A 16,931-nucleotide genomic window follows, 5' to 3' on the forward strand; every position below is an offset into this window, starting at 1 on the left:
CCTATGCTTAGGATAGTAGCTTCTACACCGTATACCTTTTTCCTTCCCCAGTAGTCCCCTAAGAAACCGAAGAATAGTTGCCCTATAATCGCAGACCATAATGATATGGAAGCCAGTAAACCAGTCCAGAAAGCGGAGTTACTTCCTACCAAGTATTCGGTAAAGCCCGGTATTGTAATTCCCGCATATTTGTATGCATCCGTTATAATTGTCAGAATATAACCTATATTTAACAAGTCATATGCGTCTGAAAAAATCCCATACCTGATGTGTACCATATCTTTATATGTGTAAAAGTCAATTTTAGAGAATCTATCGACTTAAATGTAGATTCCGATTTATTTAAGGTTTTACACGTAGAAGACAAACTTAGAAATATTCTCTACATAGTTTAAGTAGTAGATAGAGCTATATATAGTTATATATAGTTAAAAGTGATTACTGAGTATAAAGTCGATGATAATAAAGGATGTAACTATGTTAAAAATAGTTAAAATTACTTCGTAATACACTATCACTAAATTAATAATACTAAACGTTTTGAATGAAAAATAATTAGTACCTAATTATAAATATAATACTGTTAACGAAAAATTCAAAATCAATTTTGTAAAGTTTTTAACATCTGATTAGCCAAAAAATTTATATTTATCTGTTTACAGATAATAATATTGGGGATGAAAATGAAATTCAGTTCAAAATTAATGTCGAATGTAAAAATATTAAGTTATAGTAGATTAATGTTAATAGCTATAGCAGTAGCAGGTCCAATAATTTATGCATTAGTAACAGGCGAATTAACATCATTACTACACATGAGTATAAGCAGAAGTGACTTAGTAACACTATACCAGCCTGATGGAGGGGGAAACAAAGGTGCGGTAGGTTCGCCTCAATAATTAGTATTATGAATTATTATTTACATGAATATCTAAAAATATTCTTAAGAGAGGATTGAGGTTTTTACATTTTAATTTAAACTTATTAGATTTCTTAAACATGGAACATGACGAAGGATCGATATTTGCAGTATATCTAATACTATATATATCAAGTATATTATTTGTTTCAACATTAATATGGAACCTAAGAGTTGGAACGGGAATTTCGAATACAAAGTAATCATCTTTGGGATAAAGATAATAATAAGTAACGTAACCAGCTGAAAAAATACTCCTTGGTGGTATGGGTTTTAGTAAAGGAATTGTAAATATACATATATTATTGGGGCATAGGTTTTTTTCTAGTAACTTTTTTACCTTATTTCCTGTAGAATCAAAATAATAAAATTCTTTATTCCACACAATATCACCATAAAAGTTAATATTAATATGACCCATAAAACTTAAAGACACGTTAATATTCTTAAAATATGTTTTACTTTCTACAACTACGTAGTCCTTTGTAACTTCTATCGGTCTTAAAGTATCTTTTCTATAAGTAGTCAAGTTCATATGTTGATTTACTACTACATAGCCTCTCTCATTCATACCTAAATCCTGACAACTGAATATTTTTCCCATCTTCTCGGCTTCCTTTATTACCTTTCTTAATTCTCCCAAAGGTAAATTAGTTTCCTCCTTTATTCTTGAAAGGGGAATACATGTTCGATCTTCTTTAATCGATATTTTATTCATAACATTAACTATATCGGATAGCGTTTGGTACAATGTTCTATTACTAATCATATCTGATATTATTATTATAATACATATTTATATTTTTACTCTATATTTTTACTATGTTTAGACATGTTCAAACATTCAGTGGTTACAATATTTGATCGCATAACAATACTAAACTTTGACAATATAGCAGCCGTATTATGAGACTTAATAAGGGGATTCTGGGAAAACTTATCAACTCTAAGATCTAAAATGGAAATGTTAACATCCTTAATTTGCATTCGAAAATTAGGATTGTCCAGTTCAGATTTTGATAATAGTGAATACAAAATTTGGTAATTTATGATTCATCAGGATTTGATTCAGATATCCTTAAAATGATAAAAGCTATTTGTGTACGTTGGGTCTTAATAATGTGAGCTAATTTTAATTATTATAGTTATTTTTCTATTTATTGAAAGTTCTAAGATTAAGTATTAATAAGGAAGGATAGATATAATACTTTAGTTCAAATCACGTAATAATTAAGATAGTTAATTTAAATTGAAATGTAAGCTATATACACATACACCACTTGTTAATCCATTATCCTGACGTCTTGTTAACTCTGTTAATGCTCCTAATGTAAGTCATTAGGAATACAGTTATTTTTAATTATAATTAAAAATTATAATTCATGTGTTTATTACGAGTTGTTAATGTAAATAGACCAGTTCTTACAAATGATGTGGTATTTGTCAATTATGACGACTTCGTAAAACTCGGAGACGAGACATACTTAAGGGTTTTAGCATCTGACAAGAAATGGGATGAGATTAGTAAAAGTTACTTTTACTTTATCGTGAATAAGCTAAGGGCTCTAGGTTTACTTATAGACAACGCTTTGTCCTTTAAAGTCCTGTTACCTTATAAGCCCTCACATAGTGGTCTCTCAGTTACAGAAGGAATAGCATTCGTAACACAAGACAAGAAACTTATCTATTATAACGCTGAAAATGAAACGTATAAGTGCGGAGTATGTCCAGTAAATTCTGAATGTCTTTTAGGAGTAAAGTCTTTGGCTAAGGAAATGGAGGTAAAAATAAGGAACGAAGAGCTAGATACAGCTTGGCTCTCAGTAATCGAAAGTGTTAAGTCTCAAGTTATGTCTAATCTACGTTTCCTAAGGGCTAAAGCAGATCTAGAAGAAGTAAAGGTGAAGGCGGTTGAGTATGCTAAAGAGCGTTTATAAACTATCCCTTTTGACGAGTCTACTACTCGTTGTAACATTCTCTCTAGGTCTAGCTAGAGCTCTTGCAGATGCTGGAGAAATCAAGGTCAGTTTCTCAGATGGCTTCCTCTACCTTCACGTGACCTTTGCTGTAATAACTGGTATGTTGTCACTTGCTCTGTTTAAGCTAGCTTACAATACCGGTCTTCTCTTCCCACGTCTCCTAGCTTCCGTTAACCTTATCGCAATAGGAATAGCAGGGATTTCGGGACTGGCTGTTCTATTGATGCGTAACGATTTGTTAGCCACCCTAATGCTTTACTCTTTTGAAGTCTCTTTCGGCGTCTCCTCCGTACTCATAGGATATCTTTACTGTTTCTATCGTCATCTTTCTGAGAGATGTTGAATATCTTTTTCGTAACATAAGAGTAGTAACCGGTTAAGAGTGAGCCGTTTAAGTCCTTCTGGTATTTTGGAATTACCCACAGTATCATCAGTGGTGTATAAATAAGACCTGAAGCTATGAAAGAAAACACCCATGCGTTACTTAACAACGTATTCTCGCCCGGGTAAGGTAAATATAATAGTGAGGAAACAACTAGGAACGTTACTACGGCAGCAGGGTTTACTCCCTTCCAGTACTTGAACCGCCCCTTGGATAAGAAAACGTCTAATAGTTCGAACTTAAACCTCCTTATCAAGGCATAATCGAAGATTATTATTCCCTCTACACTTCCCAGCAAACCACCGTAAGTCAACAACCAATTCTCGATATAGTTATAAGCGTTACCGTAGTAACTCCACGCTCCTAATGCTAGACCTATAACGATTAGGGTTAAAGATCCCTTAAACCACGTCAACTTCTTAGGGAAAGTATTGGCTATATCGTAAGCAGGGCCTACAGCGTTAGCGAATACGTTTACCGTGAAGGTAGCTAAGATGAAGGCTAAAAGCACAAACACGTTTAGGGGAGGTAACATATGTAAGGTCACAAGGACTATTGGATCCCAGATAGGTTGTCCGTAAAGCTTGAGGGAAGAAGCAGTAGTCATAGTTGACATAACTGCGATAGATAACATGAGGAAGGGCATGGGTATTTGTCCTAAAGTTTGGGCTACTTGGCTTTTAGCAAACCTTGTGTAATCAGGCATTGTTATAGCCATGGTAGCCCAGAACGCAATGTTGGCGTTCAAGAAAGCTAACATGGTGAGAAGGTTGCCAGAAGAGGTAGATAAAGAAAGGATATCAACGTTCCAGTTAACTTTCTGCATGAAGTAAGACCACGTTAGGAGATATCCTAAGAGTATTATAGGTCCGCTCAGTCTTGCCAACCACTTCAATACGGGCTGAGCTTTAGTTATAGGGGAGAAGTAAAAGACCAATATTTGGGCTAATATGACTATGGCAAAAGTACTCCAAAATATGTTCGGGAAGTCCTTACTCAACACGAAAGGATAATCGGCGTAGTGAGACACGGTGTAGGCTATAACGTTAATTTTACCCGTCATGATCGCATAGATAGCTGTTGAAGCCTCAGTAATGATGTACGACTCTATGCCCCACCAACCAGCTCCTATGACAGCCCTGAGCCAGCTTGGGAATATTGCTCCGTATACCCCCCACCTCGATCTAGTTAGTTGCGGTTCAGCTAAACCGTACCTTGCGCCTCCGTGAGATTGGATTATCATAGGGACTAAGACAATTACGTTTCCTAAGAAGACGAGAAGGATCGATTGTAACGCATTTAAACCCATGACAATGCCTACACTCGCTAAAGTCCAACTAGGTATTATAAACGCCATTGATACCCATATTAGGAAATACGTTAAGGGACCCCACGTCCTCTGTTTCACCGGTACTGGGTGAATGTCTGGGTTCCACAAGAATTTCTCTTGGGGTAACGGTACTGTCAACTCAACTTGACCTTTTTCCGGATAATATCTCGTTACTTCTAGTGGATTTATAACTTGATCCTCACTCATTTCCGCAAACCTGAGGAGTCCTAACTTTTAATACTTTCGTAAAATAAACGCAGTATTTTTAACCTAATCAAAAATCAGTTACCTTGAGTCGTACGATATATTGCATAATCCTAACTTGTTCTTGGAATTAAGGGGTCTCGTCAATTTTGCAGCAGCGTAAAAGTTAACATGTAATTAGGAGATATTATGCTAAAAATTAACGCTAAATATGTTAGATAAGCGAGAGAAGGTTAAAGCGTTAAAAAGGTTATTGAAAACAAGGCTTAATTTACGTCTAACATGTTATAGGAATTGATAGGTGTCCATTAAACCGTTACCTAAACGGGAAGATTCAGAGAATTTCTATAAGATTGTTTAGAAAGCTTTAGAAAAACACATCAACAGAAGTATTATTATAATTTATTCTATAAAATATTTCCATGAATTATTTAGTAGTCGGAATAGATTTAAATAAATATTACTCGAGGAGATCGTAATGAGGTTGATATACACAATTTTAGTGATTGCAATTATTTTGGCGTTTACGTTTACTTATTTTTTATTTTTTACTTACAATAATATTCACTCTAATGAACAACGCATAGTTCAATCTTCATCTGGAGACTTTACCCTTTATCTTAAGTTAAATACGACAAATATAAGCCCTGGAAAGGGGATTGCAATTGTAGTAGAACTATTTTACAATGGAATAAATCCGGTTTACATTAATGTAAATAATACCAATATTCATCTTCCGTCACCATATCCTTGTGGTCCGCAGGTTCTTGTAGGATTAGAAGTGTTCAAAGGATATTATACTATCTCTAATATATCTTTAGCTAAACCTTTATTACTTTATCAACCGGGAATATATAACTGCCCGATGATGTATGCAGTTACACAATATAAGTTATTGCCGTTAAGTGACCAGGTACAATTAATATACAACGGAAAAGTACAAGCTACCTTGAATGACGAAATTTCAACTTCTATTAAAGGGTATTGGATAATAAACTCTACTAGTTCATTATCTGGTGGAAACTATACATTTTTCACTAGTTTATTTTCTGGTGGAAACTACACATTCTTCCAACCTGGGGTTTATACGGTAGAAGCTGTTGACTATTTCAATCAAACTGTTTTAGGATACTTTACAGTGACTTAAAGTTAATGTTTTTCCCAATTTCTACTATTTTCTACCAATATCACAATTATCAGTAATATGGATTTACTAGTACAACTTAAAGTTAAGAAATATATGTTAAAAACATGAGTAACTAAGGTGGCAAAATAAGGAGAATAAAAAAGCTAATTAATAAGAAGTACATAGGATTAAAAAATACTTAGAATAAGGTCGATTGTTGAAATAGAAGAAAAAGTCAATAAGATACGTCCTAAACATAGTTGATTTCTTTTGCGTATTCTAGGATACCTTTAGGCCAACCTAAGCCCAACTTTGTAGCCTTATTTATTTCATCTTCAGTCGATACGTTGTTTTTAATCAGCCAAACTGCCTCGTCTATCGCGTCACCTAGTATTTCAGATGGTGAGGGCTCTCTACTGGTCTTTTGTATTATAGGTCTCCCAGCCGACCAGTCGTAGAACCCTTTCTTAACTTTAGTCCCCAAGTAACCCTTCGTGTAAAGATCATTTATTAACGGGCATTCGAAATCAAATCCCCTACTTTTAACTTCCTTACTTATAAGGTAATTAGTGTCGATACCGGTGTAGTCTAGAAGTTCAAAGATACCCATGGGAAATCCTAGAGTATACTTAGCTGCACTATCGACCTCTTGAACAGTATACTTACCCTCACTCACTAGTTTGCAGGCTGAAGTGAATACCCTGAAGAGTATTCTGTTAACTACGAAACCGATCACGTCTTTCCGAACCGGTATCGGTTCCTTCTTTATACTTTTTACTATTTCTATTCCTTTCTCAAATACTTCTGACGATGTATAGTTTCCCTTTATCACTTCTACTAAACCCATTAGTACTGGAGGGTTAAAGAAGTGTAGTCCCAAGAATCTCTCCCTTTTGTTTAATGCCATCGACAGTTCTGTTATAGGTAAACTGCTTGTGTTCGTAGCTATCATCGTTGAGTAATCTACGTTTTTCTCGACCTCCTTAAATATACTCACCTTAAGGTTGAAGTCCTCGGGCACTGCTTCGATTACGAGTTCAGAGCCCTTGACCTCTTCTAGACTTCTGATTATCTGGATCCTTGTCAGAATGCTTTCGGGGGTCTCATTTATTCTCTTTTTCTCAGACAGTTTCTCTAACGACCACTTGATATTGGTTAAACCTTTCTTTATAGCTTCCTCGTACTTGTCATAAAGGAGTACTTCGTTCTTATAGATGGCAAAAACTTCAGCTATTCCACTACCCATTACGCCCGATCCGATGACCGCTACCTTCACCTCTAGAACACCGGCATGATATCTCCTTCGTCAAAGTCGGGAATATCCTCTTCTCCCGTTATCCCCAGTTCGGGAATTGAGGGCATCTTTATGTTGTAATGCTTTAATGATGCTCCTACCCTCACTATTGCTGTCTTCCAAGCGTTTTCTTTTTCCTCCAAGGTGGGTATATAGAATCCCGCATCTCTAGCTAGGTCTTCCATTTTCAAGTGAACTTCATTAAACCACGGAGGTAATTTCCAGAAGTCCTTAGGAGGCAAATAAGTTATTAAGGAAAGGAATACGAAACCAGCTCTAACTTGTTTAGTCACTAACTTTTTCCTTTCATCGTCCATTTTTTCGGCGTTCTGAGACATTATTAAATGGGTAAATGCGTAATGCCTAGTCTCGTCAACTGTTGTGTTCTTAAAAAGTTCTTGGAAAGCCTTTATTTTAGCTCCCTTAGACATGGTAGAGAACACTGTAGTAGCTGCAGCTTCTCCCATCATAAATGATGTGAATAGCACGTCAAAAGTGTACTTGTGATAAGCCTCTAAGTATGCCTTCCAATACCTAGATCCGTTCCACCAAGTCCATAACACGTTTAGCACTGCCTTTCTCTCTAGTTCATCTTGAGGCTTGAAGTCGTACGGGAACCCGGGCAAAACGCTATTTATTCCTAACCCGCACATAACGTTATGTCTGTTCTCGTCATAAGTGATCGTAGTTAGGATCCCCTTTACCGGTGTAGGTAAGTGCTGTTCGAAAGACTTAACTACAGCGTAGGCGAACACGGGGGTAGCGTTATCAAAGGTAGAAAGTAAAGACCACCAATAAGCTACGGCTAACTTTTGTTTTCTATCTAGACCGCTTGCCCACTCCTTTACTTCCTGCCAGTTAATCGCCTCCTCATCCCACTGTTCTTTTTTAGCCCTTCTGTAGAGTTGCCATGCTTTATCGTTGTCAAAAGTCCACGTGGGAGGATAGACATTATTAGGAGGGAAATCTGGAGCTTCTTCAAAATTTAAATTCAAATACTTATCTGCCATTACACATCTACTGATCTTCTGTTACAAAACGACATATATAAATTTTTTATTCAAATTAAATGTTAAGGGAAATCAATTATATGAATTTTCATTCATATTAATCTCACCGTCTTATGCACAGCATCGTCCATCATGGCTATACAATAGGAAGCCATCCTCACCAGTTCTTTACAAGGCTCCGAGAAATTACAATTATTTTCTAACTCGTTCATCTTCCACCTTAACCACTTTATATCGTCAAGCTTTTCAGTGAAAAACATCTCTGTAGCTTTAGAAAACATCTCTGATACTGTTATCACATTTTCCTTTCTAATTCCTTTGTCGGTTAAGCTTATGAACTGCTTTAAGTGGGAGACGAACCTGCCCATATCCCTTATGAATATCGCGTAAAGGATTATGTCTTTAGACGGTAAGTTGAAGTTATACTCGTCATCAAGCTGGACACCTACAGCAATGTTCCTTATTATTCCTCTGTAGTCTTTAATTAGACTATCACACCTGAAAATAAGGTCCTCCTTTAGTTCTGGAGTTATTGAGTCCAGTACGGATAATAAATCGGCTAATATTTTCTTTACCTTTTCTACGTAAGACTTAACTAAGTTCATTAAGTCTGTGCTTACAGTGAAATTTACGTTGAAGGTAACACTGGTAAAACTTTCATCTACAACCTCCAAACCTGGGTGTGTTAGCTGTAACTCCTTCAATGCCTTTTTAATCTCCGGTGTCATGGTGCCCTTAGACTTCACAACGATCTTAGACACTCCCTGCATGTAGAAAACCGAGATCAGGTAAAGTGTTGTGTCCAAGTCGTCTATTTCTACATCCCTTTCGGCATTAGGTTGTTTGATCGGTTTTACCTTAAGTCCGTCCGCCGTCTCATAAACCTTAAGTTCGCTCTTTACATCCAACCCGTTTTTCTTTACCCAATCCGTGGGAATAGAAATAATATAACTTCCGCCCTTTATTTTTTGGAGCCTTCTTATACTCATAAATTATGCTATTTATATACATTATAAATGCATTTATATGCATATATGGGGGAGAAGTGAAGGTAAAAACTAGTTAACTCGTCCAGTTGGGTTTCCTCTTTTCCACGAATGCTCTCATCCCCTCTTTACCATCAACACTGGCTAGCGTTACGTAGAACTGTCTCCTCTCAAACTCAAGCCCTTGGGTTAAGGTCGTCTCTAACGCTCTGTTCACTGCTTCCTTAGCTAGCTCTTCTGCGAACCCAGACCTTGAGGCTATATCCTTAGCTAACCTCATAGCTTCGTCCAATAAAGCTTCGTCAGGGACGACTTTGACTACTAAACCTCTTCTATATGCTTCCCAAGCCGAGATCATTTTACCCGTAAGAACCATTTCCATCCCCTTGTATTTCCCTACAGTTCTTGTCAGCCTCTGAGTACCTCCAGCACCAGGTATAATACCGAGGTTGATCTCTGGTTGGCCTAGTGTTGCACTCTCGGCAGCAATTATTATGTCGCAAGCCATAGCTAACTCGAGCCCTCCACCAGCAGTAACACCGTTTAAGGCAGCAATGACGGGCTTCCTGAATGTTCTCAACCTTTCCCACATTGGGGCGTGACCTTTCCTAGCTACTTCCTCAATTGGCATGTTTAGCATTTCACCTACATCTGCACCAGCACAAAAAGCTCTACCAATTCCGGTAACAATAACCGCCTTCACCTTATCCTTCTCAGCCTGATCGAACGCCTTAACGAAATCCTCTACCATTTCCATATTTATAGCGTTTAGTTTTTCTGGTCTGTTTAGCTTTACAATCCCGATATCTCCTACTTTCTCATATAACACTGTGTTCATCTCACTCACCTTTAAACTGGGGCTGTCTCTTTTCTAAAAAAGCCTTTACACCCTCGGAGAAGTCGTAGGTCTTTCCCAGAGCCCCCTGCATAGCTGCTTCATAGTCCAAGAAATCTTCCAAGTCGTAGTACATTACTCTGTTTATTAGTCTTTTACTTGCAGAGTAACTCTTGAATTGTCCGTTTGCTATCTTTTCGGCAGTACGTAACGCCTCAGCTAGCGGGTCTTCGACAACTTGAAATAATCCCATTTTCTCAGCTTCTTCTCCAGTGAACTCCCCGCCAAGTAAAGCGTACTTCTCAGCCTTTATTCCAGCCATTCTTAGGAGCATTAACGTCATTCCGCTGTCAGGTGCTAGGGCTATGTTATGAAAAGCAGTTACAAATCTTGTCTCCTTCGTCGTATATCTTATATCAGTAGCCAATGCGAGGCTAATTCCGGCTCCTGCTGCAACCCCTTTTACGGCGGATATGAATATTTTCGGAGAAAACCTAATCTCTTTTATGATTACATGGAATGAGTTTCTTAAATCCTCAGCTAGGTCTTGGCTCATTGACGATAGATCTGCACCAACACTGAATGCCCTCCCTGCACCGGTGATTACTGCGACTCTCTTTTCCGGGTTTCGATTAAAGTCCCTTATCGTCTTTATAAGGTTGTCTCTTAATTCTTTGTTCATTGCGTTGAGTTTCTCAGGTCTGTTCATAGTTATTAAGAGGACTTTCCCTCTATCCTCCACGAGTATTTCAGAACCCATTGGTATCTCTTCTCTCCGCTAAATTATATTTCTAACTTACATTATACCGTTTTTTAATGAAGAATGAAATAGACTGATACAACTTTTTTTCATTTGCATATACTGTAGGAAAATTATTGGGATAACAAACTATTTATATAATTTAAACAACATTTAATTTGTGAACAGAAAAGTCGGCGTTATCGGCGTTGGGATGAGTAAGTTTGGCAGAAGAAATGATGTCACTGTTAGGGAACTGGCATGGGAGGCTGTAAAAGAGGCCTTTGAAGATGCAGGTCTGACACAGCAGGACATTCAACTTACAGTAATAGGAAGTACAGCTTATAGGGGTACTGAAATATACCCAGCTCCTCCGGTGTCAGAGTATTGTGGACTTGTCGGAAAATCTCCATTGAGAGTCGAGGCAGCTTGTGCAACTGGTAGTTCAGCCATGTTTACGGCTGTAAACGCAGTTGCTTCTGGAATGGCTGACATAGTGCTAGTTATAGGAATAGATAAGATGACTGAAGTTGATACTTCAACGTCTTTAGCAATAGGAGGCAGGGGAGGGAATTATTATTGGGAATTCCAGATGTACGGTACTACATTCCCGACGTACTATGCCTTGTATGCGACTAGGCATATGGCTCTTTTCGGGACTACTGAGGAAGATATGGCTTTAGCTGCCGTGAAGGCTCACAAGTACGCGTCTTATAATGAAAAAGCCCATTTCCGTAACAGAATAACCGTTGAGGATGTCCTGAAGTCTAGGGTTATTTCATGGCCCATAAAGCTTTTGGACTCATCTCCAATAAGCGATGGTGCAGCGGCTGCAATAATAGCCTCAGAAGAGAGAATAAGGGAATTGAAAATCGACACACCTATATGGGTAAGGGGAATGGGTTACAGTAGTGATACTTCTTATATAGCAGCTAGGGGTGAATGGGTAGGGCTTAAGGCAGCTAAAGACGCTGCTTACATGTCGTATAAGATGAGCGGTTATACTCCTCACGATATAGAATACGCCACGGTTCACGACTGTTTCACAATTGCCGAGATTATGGCATATGAAGATTTGGGATTCGTAGAAAAGGGGAAGGGAGCTGTTCTTCTAAGGGAAGGACAGACTGAGAAGGATGGTAAAGTTGCAGTTAACTTGTTCGGAGGATTGAAAGCTAAGGGTCATCCCCTGGGTGCTACCGGTGTTGCAATGGTGTATGAGGTAGTTAAGCAGTTGAGGGAAGAGGCAGGACCCGTTCAACATTCCTTTAAGAACTACGTAGCTTTAACTCATAACGTCGGAGGTACGGGACATTACGCTTTCGTTGGAATTTACAGTAGGTGAGAGTCATGGACGGGATACCTCTTATTATGAAATATACCTTACCTGCCGAAGAGTTGTATAAGTCGTTCTGGGAGGGGCTTAAGAGAGGAGAGGTTTTGGGTACTAGGTGTAAAAAGTGCGGAACTTTGTATTTCCCTCCTCAAAGGGACTGTCCTAAATGTATGGTTTCAGATATGGAGTGGGTAGATGTTGGTAAATCTGGGGAACTGATGACTTACAGTGTTGTTGAACAGAAACCTCAGGGCTTTGAAAACTTTGACAGATACACGATTGGTATTGCTAAGACTGAAAAAGGGGTTTATTTGATGTGCTGGGTAATAGGGGCTCCGAAGGTGGGGGCTAAAGTAAGCCTCACTTCTGACGGGCATCGGGTTTTATGTGAGGTGAAAACATGATCTCGTATGACGAAACCGATCCCCGAGCTTTAAGTAAGGAAGAGATAAAAGAAATACAAAATTTCAGGTTTAGAAGAATGATAAAACGGGTGTACGAGAAGAGCCCGTATTACCATAGGGTAATGAAAGAGAGAGGGCTAACACCAGACGATTTGAAGACTCCAGACGACCTAGTAAAGATGCCTTTTACTACTAAAGACGATTTGAGGAGAAGTGCTTATCCATATGGAGGAGATTTCCTAACAGTGCCTTTAGAAGAATTAGTAGGATGGCATATGACAAGTGGAACCACCGGTGTACCTACGGTAGGAGCTTACACATCTTCTGATATTGAGTTATGGGCTAGTTTGGTCGCTAGGTCGTTAAGAGCTGCAGGAGTTACTAAAAATGACGTTGTTGCCAATATCTACGGTTACGGTTTGTTCACTGGAGGAATAGGACTTCACATTGGAATACAGAAAGTCGGGGCTAAAGTTATACCTTGGGGGACTGGCAGGACGGAGGCATTAGTAAAGTCGTTAAAGGACTTCAAGGTCACTGTAATTACTGGCACCCCTTCTTACGAGTTGTATGTAGCTGAGAAGATAAAAGAGGCAGGGATAGACCCCGAAAAGGAGCTTAATTTACGTATTGCTATACCAGGGGCTGAAGCTATGACTACGGAGATGCTAACACGTATAGACAAGGAATTAGCACTGACTTCTCACGGGGGTGGGGCGAGAGAGATATACGGATTAACCGAGGCCATAGGCCCCGGAGTAGCTCAGGAATGCCCTCATGATAACCACGAGAAGATGCACATATGGACCGATCACTTTTACGTGGAAATTATTGATCCTGAAACGGGGGAAAGAGTAGGAGAGGGAGAGGAAGGGGAGATGGTATTAACTCACTTAACCAGAGAAGGAATGCCCCTAATCAGGTATAGGACTAGGGATATAACAAGACTTGAGGAGAGCAACGACGATATTCCCTTCCCGACCATCAGGATCGTTAAAGGAAGGGTGGATGACGTAGTATTTTACAAGGGTGTAAAGATTTATCCAACAGCGATAAACGAGGTATTAATGAAATATCCAGAAATTAGGGAATACCAGTTGGTATTTACTAAGGAGCCTGCTAAGTTCGAGGTACTAATTGAAACGGATAAACCGTCTGAAGAGTTGAGAAAGAAGATAGCTGCAGATATTCAAGCTGTAGCATTTGTTCATGCAGATATTCAGTTCGTAAATGGTCTACCTAGATGGGAGGGGAAATCTAAAAGAGTTGTCTTAAAGTAAACGTTTTTCCTTATCTCAGTTGGTCTTCATTTAGGCTCATCTTCTCTACTTCCAGTTGGGTAAGAAGGTCTAGGACTTTTCTCATGTAGATCTTCACGAAATAGTATATGTGAAAACTTCTAAATTCCTCTTCATTTACCTTGATGGTCTCGATATATTGTTCCGGTGTGTAATATTTGACATTGTACTCCTTTCCGTTTACCACTAGTTTTTCGGGCACTGGTTTCTTTGACACTATTAACAAAGTATCTTCTTTTATTCCTGCTAATTGGACGTACCATTTGTCAACTTGCTCCAAAGCGGTAAGAACTATTTCTTTTTCGTCCATAATATATTCCTTTATTAAAACAATATTTAACTTATTTCCTAGATGATGGAGTCGTTATATACTATATTTTATACTGGGATACTATTTCACGGGGTTAAAACGGACGAGTGTGCCGAGAAGAGGAGCAGTTGTAATGCTAGAGATCTGAACTCTCCACATTGAAGGGACGAGGTTTTTGCCCCCATTATATTTTATCCTTCTTCCTCATTTATATTTTTCCAAGTCGATGTTGTACTTCTTAGCGTATTCTTTTAGGCCTAAGTCTAATACCTCGTCGGCAACGTCTGAGTATCTTTTTCCTATGTCTACAGCTATCTTCTTTATTATCCTGGCGTATTGAGGGCTTACCCACAGTTGTTCCTTATTTGTTGGGTGAGACACCATTTCCCTCACTAAGTAAATATCTGTTTAGATATTTAAAAGCTTTACTGTTGAGATAAAGAAATTGTATAAACTCCCCTTAACCTCCACTTTTATAAATTAGCTCCATGAATGGTTCTTCGCTTGAGCAGTTGTTTACCGTTAAGCTAATGAGATGGCAGTTCTTGTCAGGCACCTAGATATCAACTATACAAGACAAAACCATATCGGGGGTTAGTTTATTCACAAGGTTAGGTAAAAGATATTGCAAGATATTTTATGAAATATTGGTTGATAACGTTTACCTAAGCTAAAGCTAAGAGTAATAATAACGTTCTTGAATGAGATCATTAAGGCTATGTTGATTCCCGTAGTAGGCTGGAGAAATAATATTTTAGCCGGCTAAATCGAAATTTACAGCTATCGTATTAATCGACGTTATCCTCTTTATAAATGGTAAATAGCATCACTTTAAAACTCAAAACACTTTTTAACAGTTCTAAGTTTTTATATCAAATTAATTTCTAAACTAGAATAAAGGAGTAGATTTATATATCGATATAAAGAAATTACACGCATATGAGTAATCCAATACCTAGCTCTTCATATTATGGATCGAACGATGTTATTGCACTGCAGCAATTAAAGGACGCATCTTTGTGGTTTATCATTATCACGCTTTTAGGATACATAGGACTTTTTGTAAATGTTGGTGCAATAGTTTCCATAGTTAGTTTAATATTACTATTTATAGTTGGAATTCCTAAACTGAGAACAGCATTCCAATCGTTTGCTATAACTGGAAAAGATGTTAATAGCGGTTTCACTGGGTTAAAAATACTGCCCTTCGGAATACTGATATCGTTTATAGGGGGTTTATTGGCCATTGTAGGTGCAGTTGCTTCTATATTTAGTGCGAGTAGCTTAGCGTTAGCTGCTATAGGAGGGGTTTTAGCAATACTAGGTGCAATAGTCACTTTCATAGGATACTTGCTAATAGGTATTACAATATTCAACTTAGGAGGGGCTTATTCAAGTGACATGATGAAGATCGGCGGAATCTTAATAATTATACCGGGTATTTCCTTTGTAGGCTGGATATTAACATATATAAGCATAGACGATATAGTGAGAAGACTAACGTATGGACCGAGTAGTGGTTATCCGCCTTCAACTTACCCACCTACCGGAACCTCCCAGTACCCACCATATAATCCCCAGCCAGCGTACGGCTCGCAACCTGTTCCAAATATATTCCCTGCAAGTACTGATGTATATCAGATAGGGATAGGTCAAATTAACCAGAATGGTGAAGCCAAAGTAACCCTTATGGCGAATAGATATGGTTTATCAATAACTAGCGCTTCAATTGAGAACTCCACCATATATACTACTCAAGTATATCCAAGCACCTTAAATCAAGGACAAAACGAAGTCACTATAAGATTTCCTCAACTTATAAATCTAGTACCTGGTAACATCTACAACGTCTTATTATATTTATCTAATGGTCAGATGGTAAGGACTGTAGTAAAATTTAATCCGGGTTTCTAATAAGTTAAAACTATTTCAATCCTTTTTTATGACGTAAATTGGTCTAGTTCTTCTTTCATATACTAAAGTTTTTCTTAAAACGTATAATGCCTTTTAATCTTTTCCTCATAGTTAACGTATAAGCACTACCGGGATCGAGGCTCGTTTCAGTTCATCAATGAGGCTTATAATTTTCAATCTAATCTATTCTTTAACTATAAATCGTCTAGGATAATCCTAATGTATATACTGGAACTCCTTATTTATTAGTTTCAGCAGGTTCTGGAGGTGGATCTGGTTATATGTATTTAGATTGGGTTATAGTAACCTATGGAGTTCCTTATGTTGTGAGTGTATCATAAAAAAATTGTTAAAAAATTAGCTGGGAGGGTTGTAAGTGTGTTGTGGAGTAGTAAAATTAAAGAGGGCTGAGCCAAGAGGTCTAACTGACCCATATGGAATTATCATTCCAGTGGGTGGTACTAATACATCTCCTCCAGCAGCGTATTCAATATAGTCTTGATATAGTTGTGTTTCATAAACCACTGTTCCTGTTGTGTTTGTCCAAGTAAATACTGGAGAATTTCCTGGTAGTCCTGCCGCATATGTTCCTTGTGTATTTATTGCTACAACAAAGTTAGGTACCCATCCTTGATATGTATAGAATCCTGCAATATTTGCTGGATTTATATTATTTGCTTCTATTACATAGAGTGTGGACAACATTTTCACTCATTTGAAATATTTACATTTATTATCACCCCCTTATCTAACAAATACACCGGGCAGTAAAGGATGTTATAGATAAGGAAATAGGTTGCGAACCACCTCTCGATCGTCTTTGCGTTAGAGTTCCAAGGGAAGTGTTTGTCCATTGGTGAAAGCC

Annotated in this window: 18 protein-coding genes and 2 pseudogenes; 8 read left to right on the top strand and 12 right to left on the bottom strand. The window is 38.0% G+C overall.

Features of this window, described 5'->3' with window-relative positions; all coding sequences use genetic code 11:
- Window positions 1–367: pseudogene (locus WIW89_RS09365) on the bottom strand (MFS transporter); the annotation flags it as partial.
- Window positions 368–683: 316 nt separating this feature from the next.
- On the opposite strand from WIW89_RS09365, the gene WIW89_RS09370 reads away from it, so the two are divergent.
- A complete protein-coding gene (locus WIW89_RS09370; protein WP_337720561.1) occupies window positions 684–899 on the top strand; it encodes a hypothetical protein in 216 nt (71 codons plus the stop codon).
- Window positions 900–905: 6 nt separating this feature from the next.
- Here the strand turns inward: WIW89_RS09370 and WIW89_RS09375 are convergent, their stop codons facing one another.
- Complete coding sequence (locus WIW89_RS09375) at window positions 906–1,637, bottom strand: hypothetical protein (RefSeq protein ID WP_337720562.1); 732 nt, start codon at window positions 1,635–1,637, stop codon at window positions 906–908.
- A gap of 664 nt (window positions 1,638–2,301) precedes the next feature.
- Between WIW89_RS09375 and WIW89_RS09380 the strand changes: the two genes are divergently transcribed.
- Window positions 2,302–2,856: a hypothetical protein gene (locus WIW89_RS09380; protein WP_337720563.1), complete on the top strand. Its 555-nt coding sequence runs from the start codon at window positions 2,302–2,304 to the stop codon at window positions 2,854–2,856.
- Window positions 2,837–3,241 (top strand): hypothetical protein, encoded by a 405-nt coding sequence (locus WIW89_RS09385; protein ID WP_337720564.1) that lies wholly within the window; start codon window positions 2,837–2,839, stop codon window positions 3,239–3,241. The genes WIW89_RS09380 and WIW89_RS09385 overlap by 20 nt, the downstream gene beginning before the upstream one ends.
- On the opposite strand, the gene WIW89_RS09390 is transcribed toward WIW89_RS09385, so the two are convergent.
- Window positions 3,192–4,817, bottom strand: a complete 1,626-nt coding sequence (locus WIW89_RS09390; RefSeq protein ID WP_337720565.1) for an NCS1 family nucleobase:cation symporter-1 — start codon at window positions 4,815–4,817, stop codon at window positions 3,192–3,194. The two genes, WIW89_RS09385 and WIW89_RS09390, sit on opposite strands and share 50 nt — an antisense overlap.
- Before the next feature lie 475 nt (window positions 4,818–5,292).
- Here WIW89_RS09390 and WIW89_RS09395 point away from each other — a divergent pair, with 475 nt between their 5' ends.
- Entirely contained in the window at window positions 5,293–5,961 is a 669-nt protein-coding gene (locus tag WIW89_RS09395; protein WP_337720566.1) for a hypothetical protein, read from the top strand.
- Between the two features lie 229 nt (window positions 5,962–6,190).
- Here WIW89_RS09395 and WIW89_RS09400 read toward each other — a convergent pair whose 3' ends face one another.
- From WIW89_RS09400 to WIW89_RS09420, 5 genes are all read right to left on the bottom strand, one after another.
- A complete protein-coding gene (locus tag WIW89_RS09400; protein WP_337720567.1) occupies window positions 6,191–7,216 on the bottom strand; it encodes a 3-hydroxyacyl-CoA dehydrogenase family protein in 1,026 nt (341 codons plus the stop codon).
- Window positions 7,217–7,218: 2 nt separating this feature from the next.
- Window positions 7,219–8,229: an aminobenzoate oxygenase gene (locus WIW89_RS09405; RefSeq protein WP_337720575.1), complete on the bottom strand. Its 1,011-nt coding sequence runs from the start codon at window positions 8,227–8,229 to the stop codon at window positions 7,219–7,221.
- Window positions 8,230–8,336: 107 nt separating this feature from the next.
- Window positions 8,337–9,233 (bottom strand): AbrB/MazE/SpoVT family DNA-binding domain-containing protein, encoded by an 897-nt coding sequence (locus WIW89_RS09410; protein ID WP_337720568.1) that lies wholly within the window; start codon window positions 9,231–9,233, stop codon window positions 8,337–8,339.
- A gap of 73 nt (window positions 9,234–9,306) precedes the next feature.
- Window positions 9,307–10,068 carry an enoyl-CoA hydratase/isomerase family protein gene (locus tag WIW89_RS09415; protein ID WP_337701837.1) on the bottom strand — a complete coding sequence of 254 codons (762 nt, stop codon included), beginning with the start codon at window positions 10,066–10,068 and terminating at the stop codon, window positions 9,307–9,309.
- A 1-nt stretch (window position 10,069) separates the two neighbouring features.
- The gene (locus WIW89_RS09420; protein ID WP_337720569.1) at window positions 10,070–10,825 is read right to left on the bottom strand and encodes an enoyl-CoA hydratase-related protein; all 756 of its coding nucleotides are present in this window, start codon (window positions 10,823–10,825) and stop codon (window positions 10,070–10,072) included.
- Window positions 10,826–10,985: 160 nt separating this feature from the next.
- On the opposite strand from WIW89_RS09420, the gene WIW89_RS09425 reads away from it, so the two are divergent.
- The 3 genes from WIW89_RS09425 to WIW89_RS09435 are packed head-to-tail and all read left to right on the top strand — an operon-like array spanning window position 10,986 to window position 13,824.
- A complete protein-coding gene (locus WIW89_RS09425; protein ID WP_337720570.1) occupies window positions 10,986–12,149 on the top strand; it encodes a thiolase domain-containing protein in 1,164 nt (387 codons plus the stop codon).
- 5 nt (window positions 12,150–12,154) lie between these two features.
- Window positions 12,155–12,544, top strand: coding sequence for a Zn-ribbon domain-containing OB-fold protein (locus WIW89_RS09430; RefSeq protein ID WP_337720571.1), 390 nt, complete (start codon window positions 12,155–12,157; stop codon window positions 12,542–12,544).
- Entirely contained in the window at window positions 12,541–13,824 is a 1,284-nt protein-coding gene (locus tag WIW89_RS09435; RefSeq protein ID WP_337720572.1) for a phenylacetate--CoA ligase family protein, read from the top strand. The genes WIW89_RS09430 and WIW89_RS09435 overlap by 4 nt, the downstream gene beginning before the upstream one ends.
- 10 nt (window positions 13,825–13,834) lie before the next feature.
- Here WIW89_RS09435 and WIW89_RS09440 read toward each other — a convergent pair whose 3' ends face one another.
- Window positions 13,835–14,152, bottom strand: a complete 318-nt coding sequence (locus tag WIW89_RS09440) for a hypothetical protein (protein WP_337701828.1) — start codon at window positions 14,150–14,152, stop codon at window positions 13,835–13,837.
- Between the two features lie 204 nt (window positions 14,153–14,356).
- The gene (locus WIW89_RS09445; protein WP_062088655.1) at window positions 14,357–14,536 is read right to left on the bottom strand and encodes a hypothetical protein; all 180 of its coding nucleotides are present in this window, start codon (window positions 14,534–14,536) and stop codon (window positions 14,357–14,359) included.
- Between the two features lie 555 nt (window positions 14,537–15,091).
- On the opposite strand from WIW89_RS09445, the gene WIW89_RS09450 reads away from it, so the two are divergent.
- Window positions 15,092–16,066, top strand: coding sequence for a DUF973 family protein (locus WIW89_RS09450; RefSeq protein WP_337720573.1), 975 nt, complete (start codon window positions 15,092–15,094; stop codon window positions 16,064–16,066).
- 357 nt (window positions 16,067–16,423) lie between these two features.
- Here the strand turns inward: WIW89_RS09450 and WIW89_RS09455 are convergent, their stop codons facing one another.
- On the bottom strand, window positions 16,424–16,768 hold the full coding sequence (locus WIW89_RS09455; protein WP_337720574.1) for a hypothetical protein: 345 nt from the start codon (window positions 16,766–16,768) through the stop codon (window positions 16,424–16,426).
- Between the two features lie 5 nt (window positions 16,769–16,773).
- Window positions 16,774–16,931, bottom strand: a pseudogene (locus tag WIW89_RS09460) (IS6 family transposase); the annotation flags it as partial.

It is taken from the genome of Stygiolobus sp. CP850M (assembly GCF_037389425.1).
GTDB lineage: Archaea > Thermoproteota > Thermoprotei_A > Sulfolobales > Sulfolobaceae > Stygiolobus.